Below are 24,891 nucleotides of genomic sequence, written 5' to 3' on the forward strand. Positions count from 1 at the left end.
CCGAACGCCTCCGATCGCCGCGACGGGACGGCCCCGCCGCGGCGATGGTAGCCGTGCCCGATCAGCCGGCGACCTCCGCGTCGTCGCGGGCGGTGCGGTCCGCGTCCTCGAGCAGGTGGTTGTGCCGCCGCGCGGTGCGCCCGACCAGGTAGCCCGCGATCAGGCCGACGACGACGATCCCGGTGAGCACGGCGTAGGCCAGCTGCGGGCTGGTCGTCATGAGGGTCGGGGTCAGCGCGGCGGCCATCGCGGCGACGACCCGGGCGACGCCGACGATGGTGCCCTGGGCGGTGGCGCGCAGCAGCGTCGGGAACAGCTCCTGGGTCCAGATCTTGAGCATGCCCTCGAAGGCCAGCGAGCCCCCGATCGCCCCGAGCAGGGTCCCGACGGTCAGGGTCACGACGGTGATCCCGAACGTCAGCGGGACCGCGACGGACAGCACGAAGCAGAGGGCGCCGGCCAGGTACCAGCGCATCCGGTTCGTCCCGTCGACGACCCGCATGAACACCAGCGCGACCAGGATGCCGACGCCGATCACGCCCGCGCTGATCGCGGCGGCGACCTGCACCGTCGACCCCGCGACGTTGACGAACAGGAACGTGCCGAACTGGCCGGTGGTGTTCGCCGCGACGTTCACCAGCGAGTAGAAGACGATCAGGCCGATCAGCGGGGTGACGTGCGGGCGGACGAGCAGCCTGCGCAGGCCGGGCCCGGACGGGACGGCGGCATCGCCGGTGGCCAGCGCGTCGCGCGAGGCGATCCACCGGGACGACTCGGGCAGCGACAGCCGCGCCAGCAGCACGACGACGGCGACGACGGCGACGTGCAGGTAGAGGACCCGCCCGCCGGTGGTGCCGAGCCCGCCGACGATCACCGCCAGCAGCTGGGTCGTGATGATCCCGGCGAACCAGAGCACCTGGGAGAGCCCGACCAGCTTGCCGGCGGCGCCCGGTGGGGCCTCCTCGGCGATCAGGGCCAGCGAGACCGGGAGGTCGGCGCCGGCGGCGTAGCCGGTGAGCACGATGCCCACGTAGAGCATCGCGGGCCCGGCCGCGGCGGCCAGCAGCCCGGTGCCCGCCGCGAGCAGCAGCATCGTGACGGTGAAGACCCGCCGGCGGCCGAACCGGTCACCGAGCCGGCCGCCGGTCAGCGCCCCGGCCGCGATGGACAGCGTGAGCAACGACGACAGCACCCCGATCTGGGCGGCGTCGAGGCCGAGCGCGTCCTGGAAGAGCACCAGCGCGGTGCCGGTGGTGACGATCGCGGCGGCGTCCAGGTAGGACGCCATCCCGGCGACGGCGGACCGTCTCCAGTCCCGGGCGGTGACGACGACGGGGATGGTCATGGCGGAGGCCCTCCTGCGCTGGTCGATCGTCCTTGAATCGTTTTATGAATGTGCTGCGAGTCACCGCGTCCTGTCAAGGGTTCATCGTCGACAGGTCGAGCCAGTTCGGGCTGATCCGGACTGATCAATGACCACGATCCGGCGGTCCGGGGGCGTTGACCCTTCCGTCGGCGAGGCTCTACCGTGATCTGAAAGCTTTCAATACGGACCCAGGAGGCCCGACATGGACGAGCGCGGCACGCGTGTCCGGGAGGCGCTGCGCGGCCAGCGAATCGAGACACCGTCGTGGGGCTACGGCAACTCCGGGACCCGGTTCAAGGTGTTCACCCGGCCCGGCGTTCCGCGGGACCCGTGGGAGAAGATCGAGGACGCGTCGGTCGTGCACCGGCTGACCGGTGTCGCGCCGTCGGTGTCGCTGCACATCCCGTGGGACACCGTCGAGGACTACGCCGAGCTGGCCAAGCATGCCGCCGACCTCGGGGTGCAGATCGGTGTGGTCAACGCGAACGTCTTCCAGGACGACGACTTCAAGCTCGGCTCGGTCACCCACCCCGACCCCGGCGTGCGGCGCAAGGCCGTCGACCACCTGCGGCACTGCGTGGACGTGATGGATGCGACCGGCTCGCGGGACCTGAAGCTGTGGTTCGCCGACGGCACGAACTACCCGGGCCAGGACTCGATCCGGGCCCGTCAGGACCGGCTGTCGGAGGCACTGCACGAGGTGTACGGCCGGCTCGGCGACGACCAGCGGATGCTGCTGGAGTACAAGCTGTTCGAGCCGGCGTTCTACACCACCGACGTGCCGGACTGGGGCACCGCGTACGCGCACTGCCTCACGCTCGGGGAGCGGGCTCAGGTCGTCATCGACACCGGGCACCACGCGCCCGGCACCAACATCGAGTTCATCGTCGCGGTGCTGGCCCGGGCCGGGAAGCTCGGCGCCTTCGACTTCAACTCCCGCTTCTACGCCGACGACGACCTGATGGCCGGCGCCGCGGACCCGTTCCAGCTGTTCCGGATCATGCACGAGATCGTCGTCGCGGACGTGTTGGGCCCGGACTCGGGCGTCACGTTCATGCTCGACCAGTGCCACAACATCGAGCAGAAGATCCCGGCCGTGATCCGCTCGGTGCAGAACGTCCAGGAGGCGACGGCCAAGGCCCTGCTGGTCGACACCGACGAGCTCGCCGCCGCGCAGGCGAGCGGTGACGTGCTGGCCGCCAACGCGGTGCTGATGGACGCCTTCGCCACCGACGTCCGTCCGATGCTGCGCGAGCTGCGGGAGGAGCAGGGAGTGGACCCCGATCCGGTCGCCGCCTACCACCGCAGCGGCCACCAGACCCGGATCGAGACCGAACGCGTCGGCGGCGAGCAGGCCGGCTGGGGGGCCTGATGAGCATTCACGAGGACGCCGTGAGCACGCATCCGACCGTCGCCGCGCTGATCGCCCGCAGCAACCGGCTCGGCGCCGATCCGAGGACCACCAACTACGCGGGCGGCAACACCTCCGCCAAGGGCACCGCCACCGATCCGGTCACCGGCGGCGATGTCGAGCTGGTCTGGGTCAAGGGCTCCGGCGGCGACCTGGGCACGCTCACCGGGGCCGGGCTGGCCGCGCTGCGGCTGGACCGGATGCAGTCCCTGGTCGAGGTCTACCCGGGCGTCGAGCGCGAGGACGAGATGGTCGCCGCGTTCGACTACTGCCTGCACGGCCGTGGCGGGGCCGCCCCGTCGATCGACACCGCGATGCACGGCCTGGTCGACGCCCCGCACGTCGACCACCTGCATCCCGATGCCGGCATCGCCATCGCCTGCGCGGCCGACGGCGAGGCGCTGACCAAGGAGATCTTCGGCGACCGCGTGCTCTGGGTGCCCTGGCGCCGGCCAGGCTTCCAGCTCGGGCTGGACATCGCCGCCGTCGCGCGGGCGAACCCGCAGGCGACCGGCGTGATCCTCGGCGGGCACGGCATCACCGCCTGGGGTGCGGACGCCGACGAGTGCGAGGCGCACTCGCTGGAGATCATCCGGACCGCCCGGGCGTACCTGGACTCCCGGGGCGTGGCGGAGCCGTTCGGCCCGGTGCGCCCCGGGTTCGAGGCGCTGCCCGAGACCGCGCGGCGCGCCAAGGCCGCCGCGCTGGCACCGGTGATCCGCGGGCTGGCCTCGACCGACCGGCCCCAGGTCGGGCACCTCACCGACTCCGACGCCGTGCTGGACTTCCTGACCCGGGAGAAGCTCGCCCCGCTGGCCGAGCTCGGCACGTCCTGCCCGGACCACTTCCTGCGCACCAAGGTGAAGCCGCTGGTCGTGGACCTGCCCGCGTCGGCGACGGTCGATGAGACCGTCGCGCGCCTGAAGGAACTGCACGCCTCCTACCGCGAGGACTACCGCGCCTACTACGAGCGCCACGCCGGCCCGGACTCCCCGGCGATCCGTGGTGCCGACCCGGCGATCGTGCTGGTCCCCGGCGTCGGGATGTTCTCGTTCGGTGCCGACAAGCAGACCGCGCGGGTGGCCGGCGAGTTCTACGTCAACGCGATCAACGTGATGCGCGGCGCCGAGGCCGTGTCGACCTACGCCCCGATCGACGAGTCCGAGAAGTTCCGCATCGAGTACTGGGCCCTCGAGGAGGCCAAGCTCGCCCGGAAACCGGCCCCGAAGCCGCTCGCCACCCGGGTGGCGCTGGTGACCGGTGCCGCGTCCGGGATCGGCAAGGCCGTCGCGCACCGGCTCGCCGCGGATGGGGCCTGCGTCGTCGTCGCCGACCTGGATCCGCGGAAGGCCGCCGACGCGGCCGCCGAGCTGGGGGGCTCCGACGTCGCGACCGGCGTCGCGGCGGACGTCTCGGACGCCGACGGCGTCGCCGCCGCGTTCGCGCAGGCCGCGCTCGCCTTCGGCGGGGTCGACCTGGTCGTGAACAACGCCGGGCTGTCGATCTCCAAGCCGCTGCTGGAGACCACCGAGGCGGACTGGGACTCCCAGCACGACGTGATGGCCAAGGGCAGCTTCCTGGTGTCCCGCGAGGCGGCCCGGCTCATGATCGACCAGGCGATGGGCGGCGACATCGTCTACATCTCGTCCAAGAACTCCGTGTTCGCCGGGCCGGACAACGTCGCCTACGGCGCCACCAAGGCCGACCAGGCCCACCAGGTCCGGCTGCTCGCGGCCGAGCTCGGCGGGTACGGGATCCGGGTCAACGGCATCAACCCGGACGGCGTCGTGCGCGGGTCGGGGATCTTCGCCGGCGGCTGGGGTGCACAGCGTGCGGCGGTCTACGGCGTCGAGGAGTCCGAGCTCGGCGAGTTCTACGCGCAACGCACCATCCTCAAGCGCGAGGTGCTCCCGGAGCACGTCGCGGCGGCGGTGTTCGCCCTGACCGGTGGCGACCTCACCCGGACCACCGGCCTGCACGTGCCGGTCGACTCGGGCGTCGCCGCGGCGTTCCTGCGATGAGCACGGTCGCCGCGGTCGACCTCGGCGCCTCCGGTGGCCGCGTCGTCCGGGCGCGGGTGCACCCGGACCGGGTCGAGACCGAACCGGTGCACCGGTTCGCCAACGGCGGCGTCCGGGCCGGCGGCACGCTGCACTGGGACGTCCTCGGCCTGCACCGCGAGGTGCTCGCCGGGCTGCGCGCCGCCGGCCCGGTCGACTCGATCGGGATCGACACCTGGGCCGTCGACCACGGCCTGCTGGACGCGACCGGCGCGCTGATCGGCAACCCGGTGCACTACCGGGACGCGCGCACCGACGGCGTCGCGGACCGGCTGCCCGTCCACCCGGATGAGCTGTATGCCGCGACCGGGTTGCAGGTGCTGCCGTTCAACACGATCTACCAGCTGGTCTCGGCTGCCGGGACACCGGCGCTGGCCGCCGCGTGCGAGCTGCTCCTGATGCCGGACCTGCTCGGTTACTGGCTCACCGGCGAGCGGGTCGCCGAGGTCACGAACGCGTCGACGACCGGGCTGCTCGATCCCGGCACCCGCACCTGGGACACGGCGCTCATGCGCCGGGTCGGCATCGACCCCGGCCTGTTCCCGGCGCTGTGCGAACCGGGCGGCCTGGTCGGTGGTCTCGCGTCCGGGGTGTCGACCGAGGCGGGGCAGCGCGCCGGCATCCCGGTGCACGCCGTCGGCTCGCACGACACCGCGTCCGCCGTCGTCGCGGTTCCCGCGGCCGGTGCGCGGTTCGCGTACATCTCCTGCGGCACCTGGTCACTGGTCGGCGTCGAGCTCGACGCACCGGTGCGGACCGCGGCCGGGCGGGCGGCGAACTTCTCCAACGAGCTCGGGGTCGACGGCACCGTCCGCTACCTGCGCAACGTGATGGGCCTGTGGCTGCTGCAGGAGTGCCTGCGGGAGTGGGAGGCCGAGGGCGAGCTGGCCAGGCTGCTCGGGGCCGCCGCCCGCGAGCCGGGTCCGTGCGCCGTCGTCGACGCGGGCGACCCGATGTTCATCGCGCCCGGCGGCATGCCCGGCCGGCTCGCCGAGGCCTGCCGTGCCTCGGGCCAGAACCCGCCCGGCACCCGTGCCGGCACCGTCCGCATGATCCTGGACAGCCTGGCGCTGGCCCACCGCCGGACGGTGCGCGAGGCCGCCCGGCTGTCCGGCCGGGACGTCGACGTCGTGCACGTCGTCGGGGGCGGCGCCCGCAACGAGCTGCTCTGCCGGCTCACCGCGGACGCCTGCGGGCTGCCCGTCGTCGCCGGGCCGGTGGAGGCCACCGCGCTGGGGAACGTCCTGGTCCAGGCCCGCGCGCTCGGTGCCCTGACCGGGGACCTGACCGCGCTCCGGGCGGTCGCGGCGCGGTCGGTCGAGCTGCACCGGTACGAACCCGACCCGGATCGGGCCGCGGCCTGGGACGCCGCCCAGCGCCGCCTGTCCGGAGACAGCCACGACACGAGACGAGGACGCCCGGCATGACCGTCACCGCACCAGCCCCTGACGCACCGACGGCCGAGAACCACCGCGAGCCGGTCGGGATCGGCGAGCGGCGCCCCCGCCTGTCCTGGACGACCGACGCACCCGCAGGCTGGGCCCAGCGGGCCTACGAGCTGGAGGTCACCCGCAGCGGGAACCCCACCGTGCACGGCCCGGTCACCGACGACGACTCGCGCTACCGGGCCTGGCCGGAAGCCCCGCTCGCCCCGCGGGAGTCGGCGACGGTGCGGGTCCGGGTGCACGGGACCGACGGCTCGGTCTCGGACTGGAGCGATCCGCTGACCCTCGAGCGGGGGCTCACCCCGGACGACTGGGTCGCCGTCCCGGTCGGCGGCGATCCCGGCGAGCCGGGCACCGAGCGACGGCCGTCGCTGGTCCGGAGCGGGTTCACGGTGCGCGGCCCGGTCACCGCGGCCCGCCTCTACGTCACCGCGCACGGCGTGGCCGAGGTCGAGATCAACGGTCGCCGGGCGGGCGACGACGTCCTGTCCCCGGGCTGGTCGGTCTACCCGCACCGGCTGCGCTACCGCACGCACGACGTCACCGATCTGGTCGTCGAGGGCGGCAACGCCATCGGCGCCTGGCTGGGCGACGGCTGGTACCGCGGCCGGATCGGGTTCCACGGCGGTGCCCGTGACCGCTACGGAACCGACCAGTCGGTGATCGCCCAGATGGAGATCACCTACGCGGACGGGAGCCGGGACGTCGTCGCGACCGGCCCGTCCTGGACGGCCGCGCCGAGCCCGATCCTCTCGTCGTCGCTCTACGACGGCGAGGCCTTCGACGCCCGCGAGGTCCCGCACGGCTGGTCGGAGCCCGGCTTCGACGAGACCGGCTGGGCCCCGGTGCACGTCGCCGAGCGCGACCCGGCCACCCTGGTCGCCCCGGACGGCCCGCCGGTGCGGTGCACCCGCACCGTCCGCCCGGTCCGCACCGAGCGCCGGGCCCCGGACCGGCTGCTGGTCGACCTCGGGCAGAACCTGGTCGGACGGCTCGCTCTGCGCACCCGCGGTGAGCGGGGTCGGGAGATCGTGATCCGGCACGCCGAGGTCCTCCAGGACGGCGAGCTGTGCACCCGCCCGCTCCGCGAGGCGGCGAACACCGACCGCTACGTGCTCGCCGGAGCGGGGGAGGAGATGTGGGAGCCGCGATTCACCTTCCACGGCTTCCGCTACGCCGAGGTCACCGCCGCGGCCGCGGTGCTCGACCACTTGGAGCTCGAGGCCCGGGTGCTGCACACCGACCTCCGCCGCACCGGCTGGTTCGCCTGCTCGGACCCGGACCTGAACCGGCTGCACGACAACGTCGTCTGGTCGATGCGCGGCAACTTCCTGGACCTGCCGACCGACTGCCCGCAGCGCGACGAGCGGCTGGGCTGGACCGGCGACATCGGCGTGTTCGCCCCCACCGCGGGGTTCCTGCACGACGTCACCGGCATGCTCGGGTCCTGGCTGCGTGATCTGGCGGTCGAGCAGAGTGACGAGGGCGCGGTGCCGGTGTTCGTCCCGATCCTGGACGGTGCCGAGCCCTGGGACATGCGGGCCCCGGTCGCGGCGTGGGGCGACGCCGGCGTCCTGACGCCGTGGGACGTGCACCGCGCATCCGGGGACCCGGCGGTGCTCGAACGCCAGTGGGACAGCGCCCGGGCCTGGGTCGACCTGCTGGCGCGCCGCTCCGGCCCGGACCGGCTCTGGACCGGGGACATGCAGCTGGGCGACTGGCTGGACCCGGCCGCGCCGCCGGACGACCCGGCCGCGGCGACGACCGACCGCGAGCTCGTCGCATCCGCCTACTTCGCGCACTCCGCCCGGCGGCTCTCCGAGATCGCCGCGGCGCTCGGCCGGTCGGCCGACGCCGCGCACTACGCCGCGCTGGCCGGCGAGGTGCGGTCCGCGATCCGGGGGCGTTGGACCGACGGCCACGGCCGGCTCGCCGACGAGTCCCAGTGCGGGTACGCGTTGCTCATCGCGTTCGGGATCCTCGAGGACGCGGACGCCCGGGCGCGGGCGGGGGAGCGACTGCGTGAGCTGGTGCGCAACGCCGACCACCGGATCGCCACCGGCTTCGTCGGGACCCCGCTGGTGTCCGAGGCGCTCGCGTCGACCGGCGGCCTGGACACGGCCTACCGGCAGCTACGCGAGCGCGGGTGCCCGTCCTGGCTCTACCCGGTCACGATGGGCGCGACCACGATCTGGGAGCGCTGGGACTCGATGTTGCCCGACGGCACCGTCAACCCGGGCGAGATGACCTCGTTCAACCACTACGCGCTCGGCGCGGTCGCGCACTGGATGCACTCGACCGTCGCCGGTCTGGCCCCGGCCGCACCCGGCTGGCGTCGGATCCGGTTCGCGCCGCGCCCGGGTGGCGATCTCACCTGGGCGCGCGGAGCGCACGACGGACCCTACGGTCGGGTCGCGATCGAGTGGTCGGTCGAGGGGAGCACCATCACGGTGCGGACGACCGTGCCGACCGGCTCCATCGCGACCCTCGACCTGCCCGACGGCACCGTCCGGGAGCTCGGGCCCGGCACGGCGGAGCACACCTGTGCGGCGGGCTGATCCGACCCTCACGCCGATCACTCGGGAGCGGGGTAGGTGTGGCCGGAGGGCGCATCCGCCCGCCACTCGTCGATCAGGGACTGCTTGAAACGGTTGTTGACCGGGACGGGGTAGCCCCTGGCCTCGGCCCACCGGCGGAGCTGGTCCCGTTCGGACGCCGTCAGCCCGGTGCTCGTCGAGGCTCGCCGGCGGGGCCTGGTCCGCGAACTCGGTGCCCGCTCGGGGAGCGAGCCGGCGTCGGGAACCGAGGCCTCCACCCGCCCGGCGTCGATGAACGGCTGCAGGGTCTCGATCAGGCGCCGGTACTCGCTGTCGGCTAGGTCGATCGCGATCCGCATCTGATCGATGTGAATCTCGTGCGATTCGACGTCGGTCTCGGTTCCGGTGATGTCGCAGAACCGGATCTGCCGGATTCCCATCGGTCAGCCCTCCTCGGTCTTGCTCGCGCGGGTAGCCGCCTTGCGCAGGGCGGTGAGGGTCTGACCGGACAGCGCCTTGGACGCGACCGAATCACCGATCTGGCGCGGGGTCATGTGCCCGCGACCGGACGGTGCCAGGTACGTCTGGCCGTCCGGTCCGGTGCGGTACTCCAGGTGGGAGGCGACCCGCCGGAACCGGGTACGGCGACCGGCGCCGCGGAACCCCTCCCACTTCTCCACCTTGACGGCGAGCTCGCAGCAGGTGCAGGTCAGCCGCCGCAGCAGCAACCCGTCGTCGTCCACACCGGTGAAGTGGATCCCGGTCTGGCGGATGGTCGGAAACAGGTGCCGTCCGCGTTCCCGGCAGGCCAGCACCTCGTCCGAGACCCGGTCGACATACAGGTCGACATCGGCATCGGAGGCCCGCTCCCATCCGGACGCGGCCTGCTGCTCACCCTGAATCGATCGCGGCACCGCAGCTACGTTCTCATCGGCCACCGGCCGGTTCTCCTTCCAACTAGGACATGTCGACAACGTCGCAGGATAGCTGCGCTGCTGATGGCGCGTCGGGGCGAGGGAGACCCGTGCGTGGCGAGCCGCGGTGCGCGGGGCCGCCGGGACCGATGAGTCACGGCGCCGGCCGCGGTCGGTAGGTGCGGGGACGCGGAACGGCCGCGTCCGAACGATCCCGAGGGAGCTCCCGTGACCGACGAGACCATGATCGTGACCCGGACCGTCGCCGCACCGCCGGAGACCGTGTTCGCGGTGCTCGCCGACCCGTCCCGGCACGCCGCGATCGACGGCACCGGATGGGTGCGCGAGTCGCTCGACGGCGAGCGGCTCACCGCCCCCGGGCAGGTGTTCCGCATCGCCATGTACCACTCCAACCACCCGGACGGGCACTACGAGATGGCCAACCGGGTGGAGGTACTCGACCCGTCCCGGACGATCGCCTGGCAGCCCGGCCAGGACGATGGTGCGGGCACCGTCGAGTACGGCGGCTGGGTGTGGCGCTACGACCTCGCCCCGCTCGGGGACACGGCGACGACGGTGACGCTGACCTACGACTGGTCGGGGGTGCCGGCATTCCTGCGCGAGCACATCGTGTTCCCGCCGTTCGGTGTGGAGCACCTGGAGAACTCGCTGGCTCACCTGGACGAGCTCGCGACCGGTCCGGTCGCCGGCCGGTCCTGAGCTCCGCCGGGTGCCCGGCCGCAGCGCGTCAGCCGTTCGCGGTCCGGTGCTGCCCGAGCAGGTGCACGTAGGTGGCGGCCGAGAGCGGGATCGAGCTCCGCTCGTCGTCGGTGAGCTCGCGGCGCACCTTGCCCGGCACGCCCGCGACCAGCGAGCCGGGCGGTACCTGCGTGCCCTGGGTGAGCACCGCCCCGGCGGCGATCAGCGATCCGGCGCCGACGGTCACGCCGTTCATCAGCACCGCACCCATGCCGACCAGCACGTCGTCCTCGACCGTGCAGCCGTGGATCACCGCGCGGTGCCCGATCGTGACGCCGTCGCCGATCGTCGCCGGGAACCCGGGGTCGGCGTGGATCACGGTGCCGTCCTGGACGTTGGTCCGGGCGCCGATGCTGATCGGGGTGAGGTCGGCGCGGACGACGCAGGTGTACCAGACCCCGGTCTCGGCGCCGACGCTCACCTGCCCGGCCAGCACCGCTCCGGGAGCGATCCAGGCCTGCCTGTCCACCTGCGGTCGGTGCCCGTCGATCTCGATCATGCGGAAGTTCACCCGTGCACCCTACGACGCGGCCGCCTCCTCGAAGGCGTGCAGCACGTCGTCGCTGAAGAGCACGAAGCGGACCTGCTCGACCGCGGTGCCCGTGTCGCGCACGGTGCCGACCGCGATCTGCGCGGCGTCCGGGAGTGGCCAGCCGTAGACGCCGGCCGAGACGGCCGGGAACGCGACGGTCCGGGCGCCGACCTCGTCGGCGGCCCGCAGGGACTCGGCGTAGGCGCTCGCCAGCAGCCGCGAGCGGTCCTCGCTCCTCGCGTACACCGGGCCGACGGTGTGGATCACCCAGCGTGCCGGGAGGTCCCCGGCGGTGGTGACCACCGCCTGCCCGGTCGGCAGCCCGTCCGGGTAGCGGTCGGCCCGGAGCTGCTTGCACTCGGCGAGGATCGCCGGCCCGCCGCGGCGGTGGATGGCGCCGTCCACGCCGCCCCCGCCGAGCAACGACGAGTTCGCGGCGTTCACGACGGCGTCGACCCGGGTCTCGGTGATGTCGCCGCGCTCGATCACGATCTCAGGGGCCATCGGCCGGCCTCCTTCCGCAGCCGTCCCAGCAGCGGGATGGCGTCGATCTTCTCCTCGGTCAGAGCGTCCCAGACGATGCCGGCCTCCGGGCGGGACCGGCGGTGCTCCCGACAGTCGACCACGCGCTCCGGCGTGACGACCAGGTCGACCGGCGCGTCGTGCTCGCCCCAGGGGAGCACAGCGGCGTCCCGCAGCTGCAGCTCGTGCACCGTCGTGACGACCAGGGTCTCGTCGGAGATCAGGCCGGCCGCGCGGGCCAGCGCGAACTCCAGGTCGGCGAAGCCACCGCCCTTGCCGAGCCGGGCGCCGTCCGTCCCGACCGCGACGCAGCCGGTGACCACCAGGTCGACCGGCTCCAGCTCGTCCACCGCGACCCGGCGGGCCGAGCGGGTGGCGTTCTTGATCGACGCGGCACGGCGCGGCGGGTCGGCGAGGTGGTCCGGGTCCAGCAGGAAGAACGGGTCGTCCTCGGCGAGCTTCGGCACCGCCATGTAGACGGTCTTGCCGTCCTCCAGCGCGTACTGCCGGACCGGTAGCTGGGCCGAGTCCGGGTTGGACTTGACGGTGCGGGCCCCGGCCCAGACCTCCAGCTCGCGCAGCCGGCGCCCGGCGGCCTCGGCACCGACGAAGTTGGAGATCCGGTTGTGGGCGCCCGGGAACCGGGCCGCCCGCTGCTCGGTCAGCGCGGTCCACACCTCGTCGCGCAGCTCCGCCTTGCGGGAGAGGACCTCGGGGTCGCCCCCGGCGTCGTGATCGTGACGGAGCGCCATGCTGCTCAACCCTGCACGAGTGCCGCCAACCGGTCCAGCAGCGGCAGCTGACCCTTGACGATCTTCTCCCGGGCCGTGGGCAGGTCGAACCAGGCGGCGTGGTCGATCTCCGGGAACCGGACGGTCCGCCCGGACCGGGGCGGCCACTCGATCTCCACCCAGCTGCCGTCGTCCGTCCGGTCGGCGACGGCCTCGGCGCCGGTGAACCCGGTGCCGTCCAGCGCGAACGCGGCGACCGTCTTGCGGGACTGGCGCACGGTGCCCAGCTCGACCGGATCGCCGTCCGGCGGCGGGACGCCGATCTCCTCGGCGAACTCGCGGCGGGCCGCATCCAGCGGGGCCTCGTCGGGGCCGTGCTCACCCTTGGGCAGGGACCAGGCGGCGGCGTCCTTGCGGGCCCAGAACGGCCCACCCATGTGCCCGAGCAGCACCTCGACGCCGTCCGCTCCGGTCCGGTGCAGCAGCAGCCCGGCGCTGGTCACCGGGCTCAAGGGTGCACCGGGCGGTCGATCCGGTAGACGTGGTGCAGCGGCGGGTCGACCGGGTTGTCCGGCTGCAGGTTGCCCGACGCCGCGCGGCCGAACCCGGCCCGTTCCAGCGCCCGCCAGGACGCCCGGTTCGCCGCCACCACCGGGACGAGCACCGACGGCGCGTCCGGGTAACGGCGCCAGACCTCGGCGACCGCGGCGACGATCATGCGGGTACCCAGGCCGCGGCCTGCGTCGGCGGGGCGGCCGACCAGGTAGTCGATCGTGACGGCACCGGGTGGGACGGTCAGGATGCCGGCCATCTCCACGATGTACTCCGGGTAGTCGTGCCAGCGGCAGCGCTGCAGCAGACCGACCGGCTCGCCGTCCCGCGTGACCAGCAGGTCCTCGGCGGGTTCCTCGCCGCGCATCGCCGGACCGAAGTCCCGCTCGAGGGCCTCCGGTGACGTCTCGTGGTTCCACCAGCGGGCCACGTGCGGTTCGGTCAGCCAGGTCCCCAGCAGCGGGAGGTCACCCGGGGCGAGCGGGCGGAAGGCGAGCACGCCGTGCTCGGCTCCCGCCGGGGCACCGGCGGGAGCCTGCGGCGTGGTGGCGTCCTCGATCACGGCGCGAGCGTAGCGGCGGGTACCCGGGTCGCGCTCCTCCTCCCGGACGAGCCGGCGCGTCCGGGGATCTCGGCCGGGGCGACGACGCGCAGGCCGTCGATCCGGCCTACCGTCGACGGCACAGGGGCGCCCCGGGCGCCGCGGAGGGGGAACCGATGACGGGAACCGGGACGAGCCGACCCGCCGGCGCGGCCGGCGAGCAGGCCGACGACAGGGTCGAAGACGCCGCCGACGGCGGGACGGCCCGGCCGGCGGAGCCAGCCTCAGCGGCGGGAAACCGAGCAGGTGGTACGGAGGACCCGATCCCGGGCCCACCGCAGACCTGGCGGGACGCCCTGCCCTGGGACGGCCCGGCCCAGCGCGGCGACAAGGTCCTGATCGGGCTGATCCTCGGGATCCTGCTGCTGCTGATGGCGACGATGCCGATGCGCCCGTTCCTGCTGGGGTCGCACCCGATCGTCCTCGAGTTCGCCACCGGCAGCCTGTCCGCGGTCGGGGCGGGCGCGGCGTTCGCCCGGATCGGCGAGGCACCGTTGTGGCTGGTGGTCCTGGCCGGGGTCGTCGGAATGATCAAGTTCGACTGGCTGTTCTGGCTCGCAGGCCGCCGATGGGGCGCCAAGGTCGTGGGCATGTTCGCGCCGGGCGAGCGGGCGCAGCGGTTCGTGGCCCGGGTGCGGGCCTGGCCCCCGTGGGTGCTGCGGCTGATCGTCGTCGCGTCGGCGCTGCCGGGCATCCCGGCCGCGGCCGTGTTCGCCCTCGCCGGCCTGAGCCGGATGCGGCTGGTGGTGTTCCTGCTGTTCGACGCGCTCGGTGCGCTGCTGGTGACCGGCCTGGTCGCCGGGCTCGGCTACGGCCTCGGGCAACACGCGGTCGACGTGGTGCTGACGATCGACGAGTACGCGCTGTGGATCAGCCTCGGCCTGGTCGTGGTGGTCGCCTGGCTGTCCGGCCGCAAGGCGCACGCCCGCGCCACGGCCGGCGGTTGAGCGGCACCGGCCGCGGCGGGCTCACGCCCGCCCGAGCCGCTCCCGCAACCCGCTCGCGCGGCCGGCCGGGCGGGCGACCGCGGCCCGGACGGCAGCCACGGTCCCGATCACCCGCACGCTCTCCTTCGCCCGGGTGACGGCGGTGTAGAGCAGCTCGCGCGTCATCAGGGGCGAGTCCGGTGGTGGCAGCACCACGGTGACCCGGTCGAACTGGCTGCCCTGGCTCCGGTGCACGGTCATCGCGTAGACGGTGCCGACCGCACCGAGCCGGGCCGGCTCGAACGAGGCGGGCACCCCCTCCCGGGAGAACACCGCGCGCCGTCCCTCCGGTGCCCGCACGACTACGCCGGTGTCGCCGTTGAACAGGCCCAGGTCGTAGTCGTTCGCGGTCACCAGCAGCGGGCGGCCGGGGTACCAGGGCGCCTCGGCGTCGAAGCCGGGACGTGCGGCGGCCAGCCAGCGCTCCGCCTCCATCGTCCAGCGGGCCACCCCGTGCGGCCCCCGCCGGTGCCCGCACAGCAACCGGTGCCGGTCCAGCACCCGCAGCGCCTGCTCGGCCTCGCCGTCCGCGGCGGCGCCGAGCAGGTCGGTCCCGGCCCGGACGACGTCCTCGCGCAGGCCGGCCAACCGGGCCGGGCCGACCCCGTCCGCGTCCTCGTCGACCCAGGTCAGCTCGGGGGTGGTCGCGGAGAGCAGCTCCACCGCCCGGTCGCCGTCGCCGGCCTGCACCGCGGCGGCGAACTCGGCGATCGTCCCGGCGAAGCGCCAGTTCCGGGTCAGCCGCACCACGCCGTGCTCGATCGTGCGCGGGTCGCACGGCTCGCCGGGGCTCGCCGCGGCCTGCTCGTCGTCGGTGGCGAGGGGACGGCGGTCTGCGCGGAACGCCCCGGACGCCACCAGCGCGGACTGCAGGTCCGGCTCCGTCGCACCGCGGGCAGCGGCGAGGTCGCCGAGCACCGCGCCGGCCTCCACCGAGGCGAGCTGCTCCGGGTCCCCGACCAGCACCAGGCGCGCGTCCGGGCGGACCGCCTCGAGTAGCCGGGCCATCATCGTCAGCGACACCATCGAGGTCTCGTCCACGACGACGACGTCGTGCGGGAGCCGGTTGCCGCGGTGGTGCCGGAACCGCCCGGACACCCCGCGGGAGCCGAGCAGCCGGTGCAGCGTGGAGGCGGTGGTGCCGGCCACGGCGGCCCGGTCGTCGTCGGGCATGCCGGCTGCCGCGTCCGCGACGGACTGGGTGAGGCGGGCCGCGGCCTTGCCGGTGGGGGCGGCCAGCGCGACCCGCAGCGGCGGCCGGCCGGGCACCGCGGCGTGCAGGTCGTGCAGCACCGCGAGCAGCCGGGCCACGGTGGTGGTCTTGCCGGTCCCGGGCCCGCCCGCGATCACGCTGACCGGGCGCAACGCGGCGACCGCGGCGGCGAGGCGCTGGCGTTCCGCGCCCGGACGGCCGAGCAGCCGGTCCAGCGCCGCGCGCAGCCGCTCCGGATCGGCCGCGGTGACCGGGCCGGAGCGGTCGGAGAAGCCGGTGCGGACCAGCTCCTCCTCCTGCCAGTAGCGCTCCAGGTAGAGCAGGTCACCGACCAGCCGCATCGGCCGGCCGGGCGGCGCGGTGTCACCGTCGGCGACCAGCGGACCGGCCAGGCACTCCGCCCGCCAGACCGCCGGCTCGGGCCAGGGCAGTGCGGAGACGTCCACCGCGACCTCGCCCTCACCGGCCGTGGTGTCGCGGACGGTCCGCAGATCGACGCAGACCGAGCCGTTGCGGATCGCCCGCACCGCGAGCGCCGCGGCCAGCAGCACCGCCTCCGGCTCGGCGTCGGTGGCAGCACCGCCACCGGCCGGGTCGCCGGTCGGGTCGCCGCGCCCGCCGAGCCGGGCCAGCCGGCGCGCGACGTGCACGTCCCCGGGCGCGAGGACGTCCGCGGCGTTGAACGCGGCCAGCACCCCGGTCGCGGTCCGCGCGACGCGGGGGTCGTACGGATCGCGCTCGGGCGCGGCGGGTGTCGTGCTCACGAGGCGCCTCCGTCCAGCAGGTCGGACAGCTCGGTGACCAGCGCGGCCGGCGGCCGCCAGGCGAACACCCCGCAGGGCGCGGCCAGCGGGCCGTCCCCGGTGATCGGGGTCACGGGGCCGCACATGCCGCGCAGGAACAGGTACCCGACCCCGCCGAGGTGCGTCCCGGGCGCGTAGCCGGGCAGGCGCCAGCGCAGGTAGCGGTGCAGGGCGACGGCGTAGAGCAGCGCCTGCAGCGGGTAGTGCGCGTCGATCATCGCCGCGCCCAGCGCGGGCGCGGTGTAGTGCGCCGCGGTCAGCGGTGCCCGCCCGGCGGGGCCGTGCGGTCCCAGCCAGTTGGTCTTGTAGTCCACGACCAGGTACCGGCCGTCCACCCGCAGCACCGAGTCGATGCTGCCGGTCAGGTAGCCGCGCAGCGGCTGCCCGGCCAGCTCGGGGGAGTCGAGATGGTCGGCGTAACCGTGCAGCGGGTCGTCGGGACCGAGGTGCCGCCGCACCGCGGCGGCGGCACCGGAGAGGGTGAGCCGGCCGGTCGGGGTGTCGCCGCCGCACAGCGGCAGCTCGAAGTCCAGCTCGGAGAGCCGGTCGCCGGGCGCGACGTCGGCCAGCGTCCGGCCGCCGGCCAGCGGACCGAGCGGGGTGCGCAGGACCGGGATCAGCGCGTCCGCGAGCTGCCCGGGCTCGACGTCGGCGGGCTGGCGGCGCAGCTCGGCGGCGGTCCGGGCGACCAGCTCGGCCCGCAGCGTGTCGTCCCCGGCGGCGGTGGTGTCGACGGCGGTGGTGTCGACGTGTTCGAGCACGGCGTGCACCAGGGTGCCGAAGCCGGCGCCCAGCGGCAGGTCCGCCATCGGCGAGGGCACCGCGGCCGGGTCGGTGCCGCCGGCGTGCCCGTCACCGGTGCCGGCTCGGGCGGTCCCCGGGACGCCGAGTGCGGACGGTTCGTCGACGATCCCCGCGTCCTCGGGTTCGCTGAGCACTCCGGGCGCCGGGGCCTCGTCGGGCTCGTCGGCGCCGGTCTCCGCGGCGGCGTGCGCCCGGTGCGCGGCGTGCGCCTGCGCGGTCAGTGCGGTGTAGGAGGTGCGCCGCCACGCCGTGTCCAGCGCGCGGCCGAACACGGCGACCTCGGGCTCGGGGGCCGGCGGCCCCGGGGGCACGGCCGCCGGCGCCTGGTCGGCGAGCGTCTCGACGGCGACGCCGTGCGGGCCGAGCCGTCCCTGCAGGAACTGCCGGATCTCCGCGTCGCCGGGCACCTTGACCGACGGTTCCGGCTGCCGGCCGGGCCCGGCGTCCCCGACCAGCACCCGGTGCAGCGAGGACGCCGCGGTCGTCGTCGCCGGGACCCACCACGCGACGACCTGGCTGCACGCCCGGGTCAGCGCCACGTAGAGCAGCCGCAGGTCCTCGCCGGCCTCCTCGGCCTGGTGCTTCGCGATCCGGCCGGGCCGGTCCGGACCGGTCGGCCCGCCGATGTCGAGCAGCCGCCGCTCGTCGTCCGAGCCGGGCACCGTGTCGTGGTGGGGCGAGTCGTGGTGGGGCGAGTCGTGGTAGAGCAGCACGTCCGGGGCGTCCGGCACCCACCGGTCCCACGCGAACGGCAGGTAGACGACCGGGAACTCCAGCCCCTTCGACCGGTGCACGGTGACGATCTGCACCGCGTCGGCGTCGGACTCCAGCCGCCGGCTGCGCTCGGCCGAGGTGTCCCGGTGCGCCTCGCCGATCCGGTGCCGCAGCCACTCGGTCAGCGCGGTCGGGCCGAGGTGGCGCTCCAGCGCGGCCGAGTGCAGGACCTGGCCGACGTGCCGGAGGTCGGTGAGGTCCCGCTCGCCGTCCGGGTGCGACAGCAGCCGCTCGATCGGCCGGTACCGGGCGAACACCGCCTCCAGCATCGCCGCGACCCCGCGCTCGGCGAGCACGGCATGCCAGAGCCGCAGGTCGGCGCCGAGGTCGTCGACGATCCGCTCGGACTCCGGCCCGCACAGCTCGGCCACCGTGCGCCCGACGAACCGGGTCAGCGCCGCCGTGCGCAGCCGCAGCGACCGCTGGGGCTGCTCGACCGCCTCCAACAGGGTCAGCCAGTCCGCCGCCGCCGGGGTGGTGAACACGCTGGTGCTGCCGGTCAGCACGGCCGGCACCCCGGCCTCGGCGCAGGCGTCGCGGACCAGAACGCCCTGGGCGTTGGTGCGCACCAGCACGGCCACCTGCCCGGGTCGCAGCGGCTCGTCCGTCTCGCCCGCCCGGTAGGTGGCCGTGCCGTGCAGCAGCCGGGACAGGTCGGTGGCGACGTCCCGGGCGACCACGGCCCGCGCGCCGGGGGCCCGGCCGAGCCGCCGCCCGGTGAGGTCGAGCCGGTCGCGGTCCACCAGCCGCAGCCGCAGCGGAGCGTCCTGCGCGGTACCGGCCAGCCGGCGTCCGGTGTGGTGGGCCTCCACCGGGTGCACGACGATCTTCTCGTCGCCCAGCGCGACCTCGCCCAGCACGCCCTCCAGCGCGCCGAGCAGGGCCGCGTCGCTGCGCCGGTTGGTGTCCAGCGTGCGATGCGTCCAGGCGGCGCCGACCGCCTCCAGGTAGCTGTGCACGTCCGCGCCGCGGAAGGCGTAGATCGCCTGCTTCGGGTCGCCGATCAGCACCAGCGCGCGGTGCGGGTCGTCCGGGTCGGCGACGTCCGCGCTGTCGTCCGGGGCCGGGTCGTGGAAGGCGCGGCGCAGGATCTCCCACTGCAGCGGGTCGGTGTCCTGGAACTCGTCGACCAGCACCACCGAGAACCGGGACCGCAGCCGGGCCCGCGCGGCCGGGCCGCGCTGCGGGTCGCGCAGCGCCGCGGCGAGCCGGGAGAGCATGTCATCGTAGCTGTAGACCCGCAGCCGGCGCTTGCGCGCGTCCACCTCGGCGCGCACGGCGGTCGCGAACCCGTGCCGGACGGCGGCGGGGGAGCCCGGCTCGGCGTCCCGCGGCTCGAGCTCGGCCTGCGGGTCGGCGACCGCGCGGCGGGCCAGGGTCAGCGCCTCGCCGCGGGTGAAGGCGGGTCGCCCGGCGCCCTTGGCGGCGTACTTGCGGACGTAGAAGTCGTCGACGACCTCGGTGACGATGTCGTCCACGTGCTCGACGAACTCGGCGTCCGGATCGTTGTCGGCGGCCACCCCGAGACCGGCCAGCATCTGCCGGCAGAACTGGTGGGTGGTGGCGATGGTGGCCGCGTCGAACGCCGCCGACGCGGTGGCCAGCCGTTCCCTCCGGGCCTCGACCGCGGCCCGGTCGCCGTCGGCGAGCAGCGCCACCACCGGATCCGACGGGTCCGGTGCGGGCCCGCCGGCCAGTACCGCGGCGAGCGCCCGCTCGGTGCCGACCAGCCGTTCCCGGACCCGCTCGCGCAGCTCCTGGGTCGCGTCCCGGCCGAACGTGACCAGCATCAGCCGATCCAGGCCGGCGACGCCCTCGGCCACGTAGCGGGTGGCCAGCGCGGCGATCGTGTAGGTCTTCCCGGTGCCCGCGCTGGCCTCCAGCACGACGGTGCCGGACGGGAGGTCGCCGTCGACGGTGAACGTGGCGGCGTGCAGCAGCCCGGTCACGGCGCGTCCTGCTGTTCGTGGTCCAGCAGCGGTGCCCAGAGCCGGGCGGCCAGCGCGCCGAACCGGGTGGGCTCGGAGCCCGCTCCCGGCTCGTCGCGCAGCAGCAGCGGCGCGTTCGGGCCGCGGACGAACACGTGTGGTGCCTCCTGATGCTCGAACTTCGACCACTCGGCATCGGCCGAGGCCAGCGCGTTCGCCGGGACCACGCCCTTCGCCCGCAGCCGCGCGTAGGTCGCCGCCGCGTCGGTCGGCAGCGGCAGCGGCTCGCGCAGCCCCTCGGCGTGCAGCGCGACCACGTCGGCGAGCAGGCCGGTGGCCCGGTCCGGGTCCACCGGGCCGAGGGTGGAACGGGCGACCCCGCCGCTGCCCCGGCCGACGGTCACCGCCGTCCACGGCCGGTGCGGGTGCGCGACGGTGAGCGCGAGCAGCTGGGCCCAGGCCCGCAGCCGGTGCTTGGCCTTCAGCCGGGAGTACTCGATCCGGACGACGGTGTCGCCGTGCACCCCCGGCACGGTGCCCGCCACGGCGATCCCGTCGAGCGCGGTCCCGGTCAGCGGGGCGAGCAGGTCCTGCGAGCCGGCCTCGCCGGAACGCGTGGCCGCGGCGACCGCGACCAGCGGCTCGACGTTCTGCCCGACCTCGGACAGCACCCGCAGGCCGAGCCCGCCCGGGGGCAGCTCGCCGCGCAGCGTCTCGGCCCGGGCGACGGTGTTCGGCGCGGCGCCGGCGATCCGGTCGGCGAGCAACCGGTCCCCGACCTTCCAGGTGGTGAGCCCGTTCAGCTCCACCGGCAGCGCGTCGTCGGGTTCGGTGTTCTCGGCGGGTGGCACCACCCGCACCCGCTGCCGCAGGAAGGCCCGCACCGGGTGCTCGACGAACGCGACGAGATCGTCGAGCTCCACCGTGGACCCGGCCACCGGCTCGTCCGGGGGCAGCGGCCGTGCCGGGAAGACCGGCTGCGGCGCCCGCGGACCGGCCGCGGCCCGGGTGCCGCGCAGCGCGGTCCGATCGAAGCTGAACGGGCCCCGGGCCAGCAGCTCACCGGGAACGAAGTTGCGCCGGTCGAAGGGCTGCAGCGGGTGCCGCGCCCGCAGCACCTCGGAGGCGGGCCGGCCGGACTCCGTCCGCACGGTGGCGTCGACGGCGTCGAACAGCTCCCCGATCGGCACCGCCGGTGGGCGCCGGGCACCGGTCCGCTCGTCCGCCCCCGAACACACCACGACCAGGCTCTCGGTGGCCGAGCAGACCGCGTCGAGCAGCAGCTGGCGGTCCTCACCGCGCGGGTCGCGTTCCCCGACGACCGGGTCCCGGGCCAGCACGTCGTCCCCGTCCGCGGCGCCGGCGCGCGGGAACACCCCGTCGTCGCAGCCCAGCAGGCACACCACCTTGTGCGGTACCGCCCGCATCGGCACCAGGGTGGCGACGGTGAGCGTGCCGGTGCGGAAGTTCGCCCGGCTCGGGCGGCCGCGCAGCCGCTCGGCGAGCAGCCCGCGGACGTCGGTCAGGTCGAGGTCGACCGACCCGGCCTGCGGGCCGGCCGAGTGCAGCACGTCCGCGAGCTCGGACCGGGCCTGGGCGGCCTGCCAGGCCTCGGACGGCGTGGTGTCGGTCAGCGCGGACAGCGCATCGGTCAGCGCGGAGATCCAGGCCGTGAGGGGCTGCGGCCCGCGCAGCGCGGCCAGCGCCGTGCCCAGCCGGTCGACGATCTCGGCGAGCCGGCCGACCAGGTCGACGTCCGAGGAGTCGACCTCGTCCAGCGGCAGCGCGTCGCCCAGCCAGGCCGGTGCGCCCGGCGTCTCGGCCATCGCCACCCCGAGCAGCATCCGGTCCAGCCCGGCCCGCCAGGTGTTCTGCTCGACACCGGTCAGCTTGTAGGGAGCCCGGTGGTCGGCGTCCAGGCCCCACCGCACCCCGGCCGCGGTGACCAGCTCGGAGAGGCGTTCCAGGGCGTCGTCGTCGAGCCGGAAGCGCCGCCGGACCGGACCGGAGGCGACGAGGTCGAGCACCTGGGAGGCGCTCAGCCGGGACGCGGCCAGCTCCAGCAAGGTCGACACCGTGCCCAGCAGAGGGTTGGCCTGGCGCAGCGCGCGGTCGGCCAGCCGCACCCGCAGCTGGTGCCCGGGGTGCAGCTCGTCCCGGGACGGACCGGTCGCACCGTCCCGTCCTGCCGCGGACGGGTCCGGCGCCAACCCGAACGACGCGGTGATCAGCGGCGCGAACACCTCGATGTCCGGGCACATCACGACGATGTCGCGCGGCTCCAGCTCCGGGTCCGCGGCGAGCAGCCCGAGCAGCGCCTCCCGGAGCACCTCGACCTGCCGGTCCGGGCCGTGACAGGAGTGCAGCACCACGCTGCGGTCGTCGTCTGCGAGCAGCGGGCGCTCGTCGGGCGGGACCGGCGCGGCGTCGCCCGCCACGGCCTGCTGCAACCGGTGCAGCAGCGTGGGTGCGCCCTCCGGAGGTACCGCGGGGTGGTGCGTGTCGCGCACCCCGGCGCCGTCGGCGGGCAGCCGCAGGGCCAGCTCGCGGACGTCGCGTCCGAGCGAGCGCAGCAGCGGGTTGCGGACCCGGGCCGCGCTGTCGTCGGCAGCCCGGGCCGGTGGCCGCGGCGGCCGGTCCCGGCGCACCTCGTCCCACATCGCGGGGGAGGGGTGCGGGAGCCACAGGTGCACCTCGCGCCCGGTCGCGAGCGCCTCCAGGACGGCGAGGTGCTCGGCGGCGAGCCGGGTCGGGCCGAACAGCGACAGCCGCTCCGGCAGCGGCCCGCCCGCCGACGGCACGGCCACCGCCGGCACGGCCGACGAGGGCAGGGACACCGCGCCCGGCTCCGCGCGCAGCGCGGCCACCGCCGCGTCCACCCGCTCCGCCGGGCCGGGGACGCCCAGGCCGGAGCGCAACCGTCGCCACAGCTCGGGCTGCCAGGCCAGGTCCGCAGGCACCGCGTCGGTGCCCGCCCACCAGCCGCGCAGCAGCGCGGGTCGGTGCGTGGCGTAGGCACCGAACAGCCCGGCCAGCGAGCGGGCCAGTGCGTACCGGCAGCCGGCCCCGCCGCCGGCCAGGTGCGCGGCGAGCCCGGTGAACCGGTCGTCCCCGGAGGCGGCGGCCTCGTCGATCAGCTCCAGCAGCGGCCACACAGCCCGCCCGGGCGCCCACGGGTCCTGCTCGGGGTCGGTGCCGGTGACGGCGTCCACGACCTCGCCCAGCAGCAGCGCCGGGGACGGGAACAGCACGTTCGCGCAGACGCCGCCGGAGCTCCCCCCATCGCTGCCGCCGCCGGCACCGAGCCGGTGCGCGAGCCGCTGCGCCAGCCAGCGCTCCACCCCGCGCTCCGGGACGGCCACGACCTCGGGGGCGAACGGGTCGGCGCCCGGCGCGGCGAGCACGCCGGCGAGCGCGTCCACGAGGGTGTCCGCGCGCTCGGCCCGATGCAGTTCCAGCACGCGTCGCACGCTATCGGCGACCCCCGACAGCCGAGCCGGGGCCCGCTACCAGGAGCCGGCCGCGTAGTCCTTCAGGAACACCCCGTACAGGTCTTCGCCCGCCTCGCCGGCGACGATCGGGTGGTAGACCCGGGCGGCGCCGTCGGAGAGGTCCAGCGGGGCGTGGAAGCCGGTCTCGGCGAGGCGCAGCCTGGTCGGGTGCGGCCGCTCGTCGGTGATCCAGCCGGTGTCCACCGAGGTCATCAGGATCCGGTCGGTCGCGAACATCTCGCCGGCGCTGGTCCGGGTCAGCATGTTCAGCGCGGCCTTGGCCATGTTCGTGTGCGGGTGCCCGGACGCCTTGTAGCCCCGGCCGAACACGCCCTCCATCGCCGACACGTTCACCACGTAGCGGTTCCGGGCCGGTGCGGCCGCCATCGCCTGGCGCAGCCGGGAGACCAGCACGAACGGTGCCGTCTGGTTGCACAGCTGCACCTCGAGCAGCTCCAGCGGGTCGACGTGCTGGACGTCGTCGACCCAGCTGTTGCGCTCCGCGGTGTCGGGCAGCAGCCCGCCCGCGTCGACGGCGGTGCCGGCCGCGATCCGTTCCGGCGAGGCCGACCGGGCGGTGGTCGCGAGCGCCGCGAGGTCGCGCCCCGGGACGGTCCCGGCGAGCAGCGCGGGGTGCTCGCGGGTCGTGGCGGAGGTGAAGGAGACGATCTCCGGCAGTGCCCCGGGCGGCAGCGGCGCGGCCTCGGCCTCCTCGAGCGCGGCGTAGGAGCCGGCCGACCGCCGGACCGTCTGCGCCGCGTTGTTGATCAGAATGTCCAGCGGACCGGCCGCGGCGACCTCGTCGGCGAGCGCGACGACCTGGCCCGGGTCCCGCAGGTCCACCCCGACGATCCGCAGCCGGTGCAGCCACTCGGCGCTGTCGTCGAGCGCGGCGAACCGGCGGGCCGCGTCCCGCGGGAACCGGGTGGTGATCGTGAGGTGCGCGCCGTCGCGCAGTAGCCGCAGCGCGATGTACATCCCGATCTTGGCGCGGCCGCCGGTGAGCAGCGCCCGGCGCCCGGTCAGGTCGGTGCGGGCATCGCGGTGCGCGTGGTGGGTGGCCGCGCACTCCGGGCAGAGCTGGTGGTAGAAGGCGTCGACGTCGGTGTAGCGCTGCTTGCAGACGTAGCAGCCGCGGGCCCGGTGCAGGGTCCCGGCGCTCGCCCCGGCGGCGGAGGAGACGAGCGGAATGCCGGCCGTCTCGTCGTCGATCCGGCCCTCGGCGCCGGTGGCGGTCGCGGCGGTGACCTCGGCGTCGGCCGCCCGCTCCCGGCGCCGCTTGTCGGCGCGGCGCCGCAGCCGGACCGACTTCCAGATCCCGGCGGTGGCCCGGCGGACGGCGACCGCGTCCGGGTGCTCGGGCGGCAGGTCGTCCACCTGCGCCAGCACCTTCAACGCCACGGACAGCTCGTCCGGATCGATGCCAGCCTCGTCGGGCACCGTGCACTCCCAGTTCTCGACG

18 protein-coding genes are annotated in these 24,891 nt (G+C 75.2%); 6 read left to right on the forward strand and 12 right to left on the reverse strand.

Going from position 1 to position 24,891, the window contains the following annotated elements; all coding sequences use genetic code 11:
* Positions 1–61 precede the first annotated feature (61 nt).
* Entirely contained in the window at positions 62–1,345 is a 1,284-nt protein-coding gene (locus tag ACLFMI_RS00415) for an MFS transporter (RefSeq protein WP_410945659.1), read from the reverse strand.
* Positions 1,346–1,568: 223 nt separating this feature from the next.
* On the opposite strand from ACLFMI_RS00415, the gene rhaI reads away from it, so the two are divergent.
* Genes rhaI through ACLFMI_RS00435 form a run of 4 tightly spaced genes read left to right on the forward strand, consistent with a single transcriptional unit; the run spans position 1,569 to position 8,840 of the window.
* Positions 1,569–2,738: an L-rhamnose isomerase gene (gene rhaI / locus ACLFMI_RS00420; protein WP_410945660.1), complete on the forward strand. Its 1,170-nt coding sequence runs from the start codon at positions 1,569–1,571 to the stop codon at positions 2,736–2,738.
* Complete coding sequence (locus ACLFMI_RS00425; RefSeq protein WP_410945661.1) at positions 2,738–4,798, forward strand: bifunctional aldolase/short-chain dehydrogenase; 2,061 nt, start codon at positions 2,738–2,740, stop codon at positions 4,796–4,798. Before rhaI ends, ACLFMI_RS00425 begins: the two co-directional genes overlap by 1 nt.
* Positions 4,795–6,264 carry a rhamnulokinase gene (locus ACLFMI_RS00430; RefSeq protein WP_410945662.1) on the forward strand — a complete coding sequence of 490 codons (1,470 nt, stop codon included), beginning with the start codon at positions 4,795–4,797 and terminating at the stop codon, positions 6,262–6,264. Before ACLFMI_RS00425 ends, ACLFMI_RS00430 begins: the two co-directional genes overlap by 4 nt.
* Positions 6,261–8,840, forward strand: coding sequence for a family 78 glycoside hydrolase catalytic domain (locus ACLFMI_RS00435; protein ID WP_410945663.1), 2,580 nt, complete (start codon positions 6,261–6,263; stop codon positions 8,838–8,840). The genes ACLFMI_RS00430 and ACLFMI_RS00435 overlap by 4 nt, the downstream gene beginning before the upstream one ends.
* Before the next feature lie 17 nt (positions 8,841–8,857).
* On the opposite strand, the gene ACLFMI_RS00440 is transcribed toward ACLFMI_RS00435, so the two are convergent.
* Both ACLFMI_RS00440 and ACLFMI_RS00445 read right to left on the reverse strand, forming a co-directional pair.
* A complete protein-coding gene (locus ACLFMI_RS00440) occupies positions 8,858–9,259 on the reverse strand; it encodes an Lsr2 dimerization domain-containing protein (protein ID WP_410945664.1) in 402 nt (133 codons plus the stop codon).
* A gap of 3 nt (positions 9,260–9,262) precedes the next feature.
* Positions 9,263–9,733, reverse strand: coding sequence for a hypothetical protein (locus tag ACLFMI_RS00445; protein WP_410945665.1), 471 nt, complete (start codon positions 9,731–9,733; stop codon positions 9,263–9,265).
* Between the two features lie 228 nt (positions 9,734–9,961).
* On the opposite strand from ACLFMI_RS00445, the gene ACLFMI_RS00450 reads away from it, so the two are divergent.
* Positions 9,962–10,453, forward strand: coding sequence for an SRPBCC family protein (locus ACLFMI_RS00450; protein ID WP_410945666.1), 492 nt, complete (start codon positions 9,962–9,964; stop codon positions 10,451–10,453).
* A gap of 28 nt (positions 10,454–10,481) precedes the next feature.
* On the opposite strand, the gene ACLFMI_RS00455 is transcribed toward ACLFMI_RS00450, so the two are convergent.
* Genes ACLFMI_RS00455 through ACLFMI_RS00475 form a run of 5 tightly spaced genes read right to left on the reverse strand, consistent with a single transcriptional unit; the run spans position 10,482 to position 13,391 of the window.
* Entirely contained in the window at positions 10,482–10,991 is a 510-nt protein-coding gene (locus ACLFMI_RS00455; protein WP_410945933.1) for a gamma carbonic anhydrase family protein, read from the reverse strand.
* Positions 10,992–11,012: 21 nt separating this feature from the next.
* Positions 11,013–11,528, reverse strand: a complete 516-nt coding sequence (locus ACLFMI_RS00460; RefSeq protein WP_410945667.1) for an O-acetyl-ADP-ribose deacetylase — start codon at positions 11,526–11,528, stop codon at positions 11,013–11,015.
* Positions 11,510–12,298 (reverse strand): 5-formyltetrahydrofolate cyclo-ligase, encoded by a 789-nt coding sequence (locus ACLFMI_RS00465; protein ID WP_410945668.1) that lies wholly within the window; start codon positions 12,296–12,298, stop codon positions 11,510–11,512. The genes ACLFMI_RS00460 and ACLFMI_RS00465 overlap by 19 nt, the downstream gene beginning before the upstream one ends.
* Positions 12,299–12,303: 5 nt before the next feature.
* On the reverse strand, positions 12,304–12,789 hold the full coding sequence (locus ACLFMI_RS00470; RefSeq protein WP_410945669.1) for an NUDIX domain-containing protein: 486 nt from the start codon (positions 12,787–12,789) through the stop codon (positions 12,304–12,306).
* Positions 12,786–13,391 carry a GNAT family N-acetyltransferase gene (locus tag ACLFMI_RS00475; RefSeq protein WP_410945670.1) on the reverse strand — a complete coding sequence of 202 codons (606 nt, stop codon included), beginning with the start codon at positions 13,389–13,391 and terminating at the stop codon, positions 12,786–12,788. The genes ACLFMI_RS00470 and ACLFMI_RS00475 overlap by 4 nt, the downstream gene beginning before the upstream one ends.
* 155 nt (positions 13,392–13,546) lie before the next feature.
* Here ACLFMI_RS00475 and ACLFMI_RS00480 point away from each other — a divergent pair, with 155 nt between their 5' ends.
* Positions 13,547–14,377: a DedA family protein gene (locus tag ACLFMI_RS00480; RefSeq protein ID WP_410945671.1), complete on the forward strand. Its 831-nt coding sequence runs from the start codon at positions 13,547–13,549 to the stop codon at positions 14,375–14,377.
* A gap of 21 nt (positions 14,378–14,398) precedes the next feature.
* Here ACLFMI_RS00480 and recD read toward each other — a convergent pair whose 3' ends face one another.
* Genes recD through ACLFMI_RS00500 form a run of 4 tightly spaced genes read right to left on the reverse strand, consistent with a single transcriptional unit; the run spans position 14,399 to position 24,869 of the window.
* Positions 14,399–16,393, reverse strand: a complete 1,995-nt coding sequence (gene recD, locus ACLFMI_RS00485; protein WP_410945672.1) for an exodeoxyribonuclease V subunit alpha — start codon at positions 16,391–16,393, stop codon at positions 14,399–14,401.
* Positions 16,390–19,959 (reverse strand): UvrD-helicase domain-containing protein, encoded by a 3,570-nt coding sequence (locus ACLFMI_RS00490; protein WP_410945673.1) that lies wholly within the window; start codon positions 19,957–19,959, stop codon positions 16,390–16,392. Before ACLFMI_RS00490 ends, recD begins: the two co-directional genes overlap by 4 nt.
* Complete coding sequence (recC, locus tag ACLFMI_RS00495; protein WP_410945674.1) at positions 19,956–23,399, reverse strand: exodeoxyribonuclease V subunit gamma; 3,444 nt, start codon at positions 23,397–23,399, stop codon at positions 19,956–19,958. Before recC ends, ACLFMI_RS00490 begins: the two co-directional genes overlap by 4 nt.
* 45 nt (positions 23,400–23,444) lie before the next feature.
* Positions 23,445–24,869, reverse strand: coding sequence for an SDR family NAD(P)-dependent oxidoreductase (locus tag ACLFMI_RS00500; RefSeq protein WP_410945675.1), 1,425 nt, complete (start codon positions 24,867–24,869; stop codon positions 23,445–23,447).
* Between the last annotated feature and the right edge of the window lie 22 nt (positions 24,870–24,891).

It is taken from the genome of Pseudonocardia nantongensis, assembly GCF_046546495.1.
GTDB lineage: Bacteria > Actinomycetota > Actinomycetes > Mycobacteriales > Pseudonocardiaceae > Pseudonocardia > Pseudonocardia nantongensis.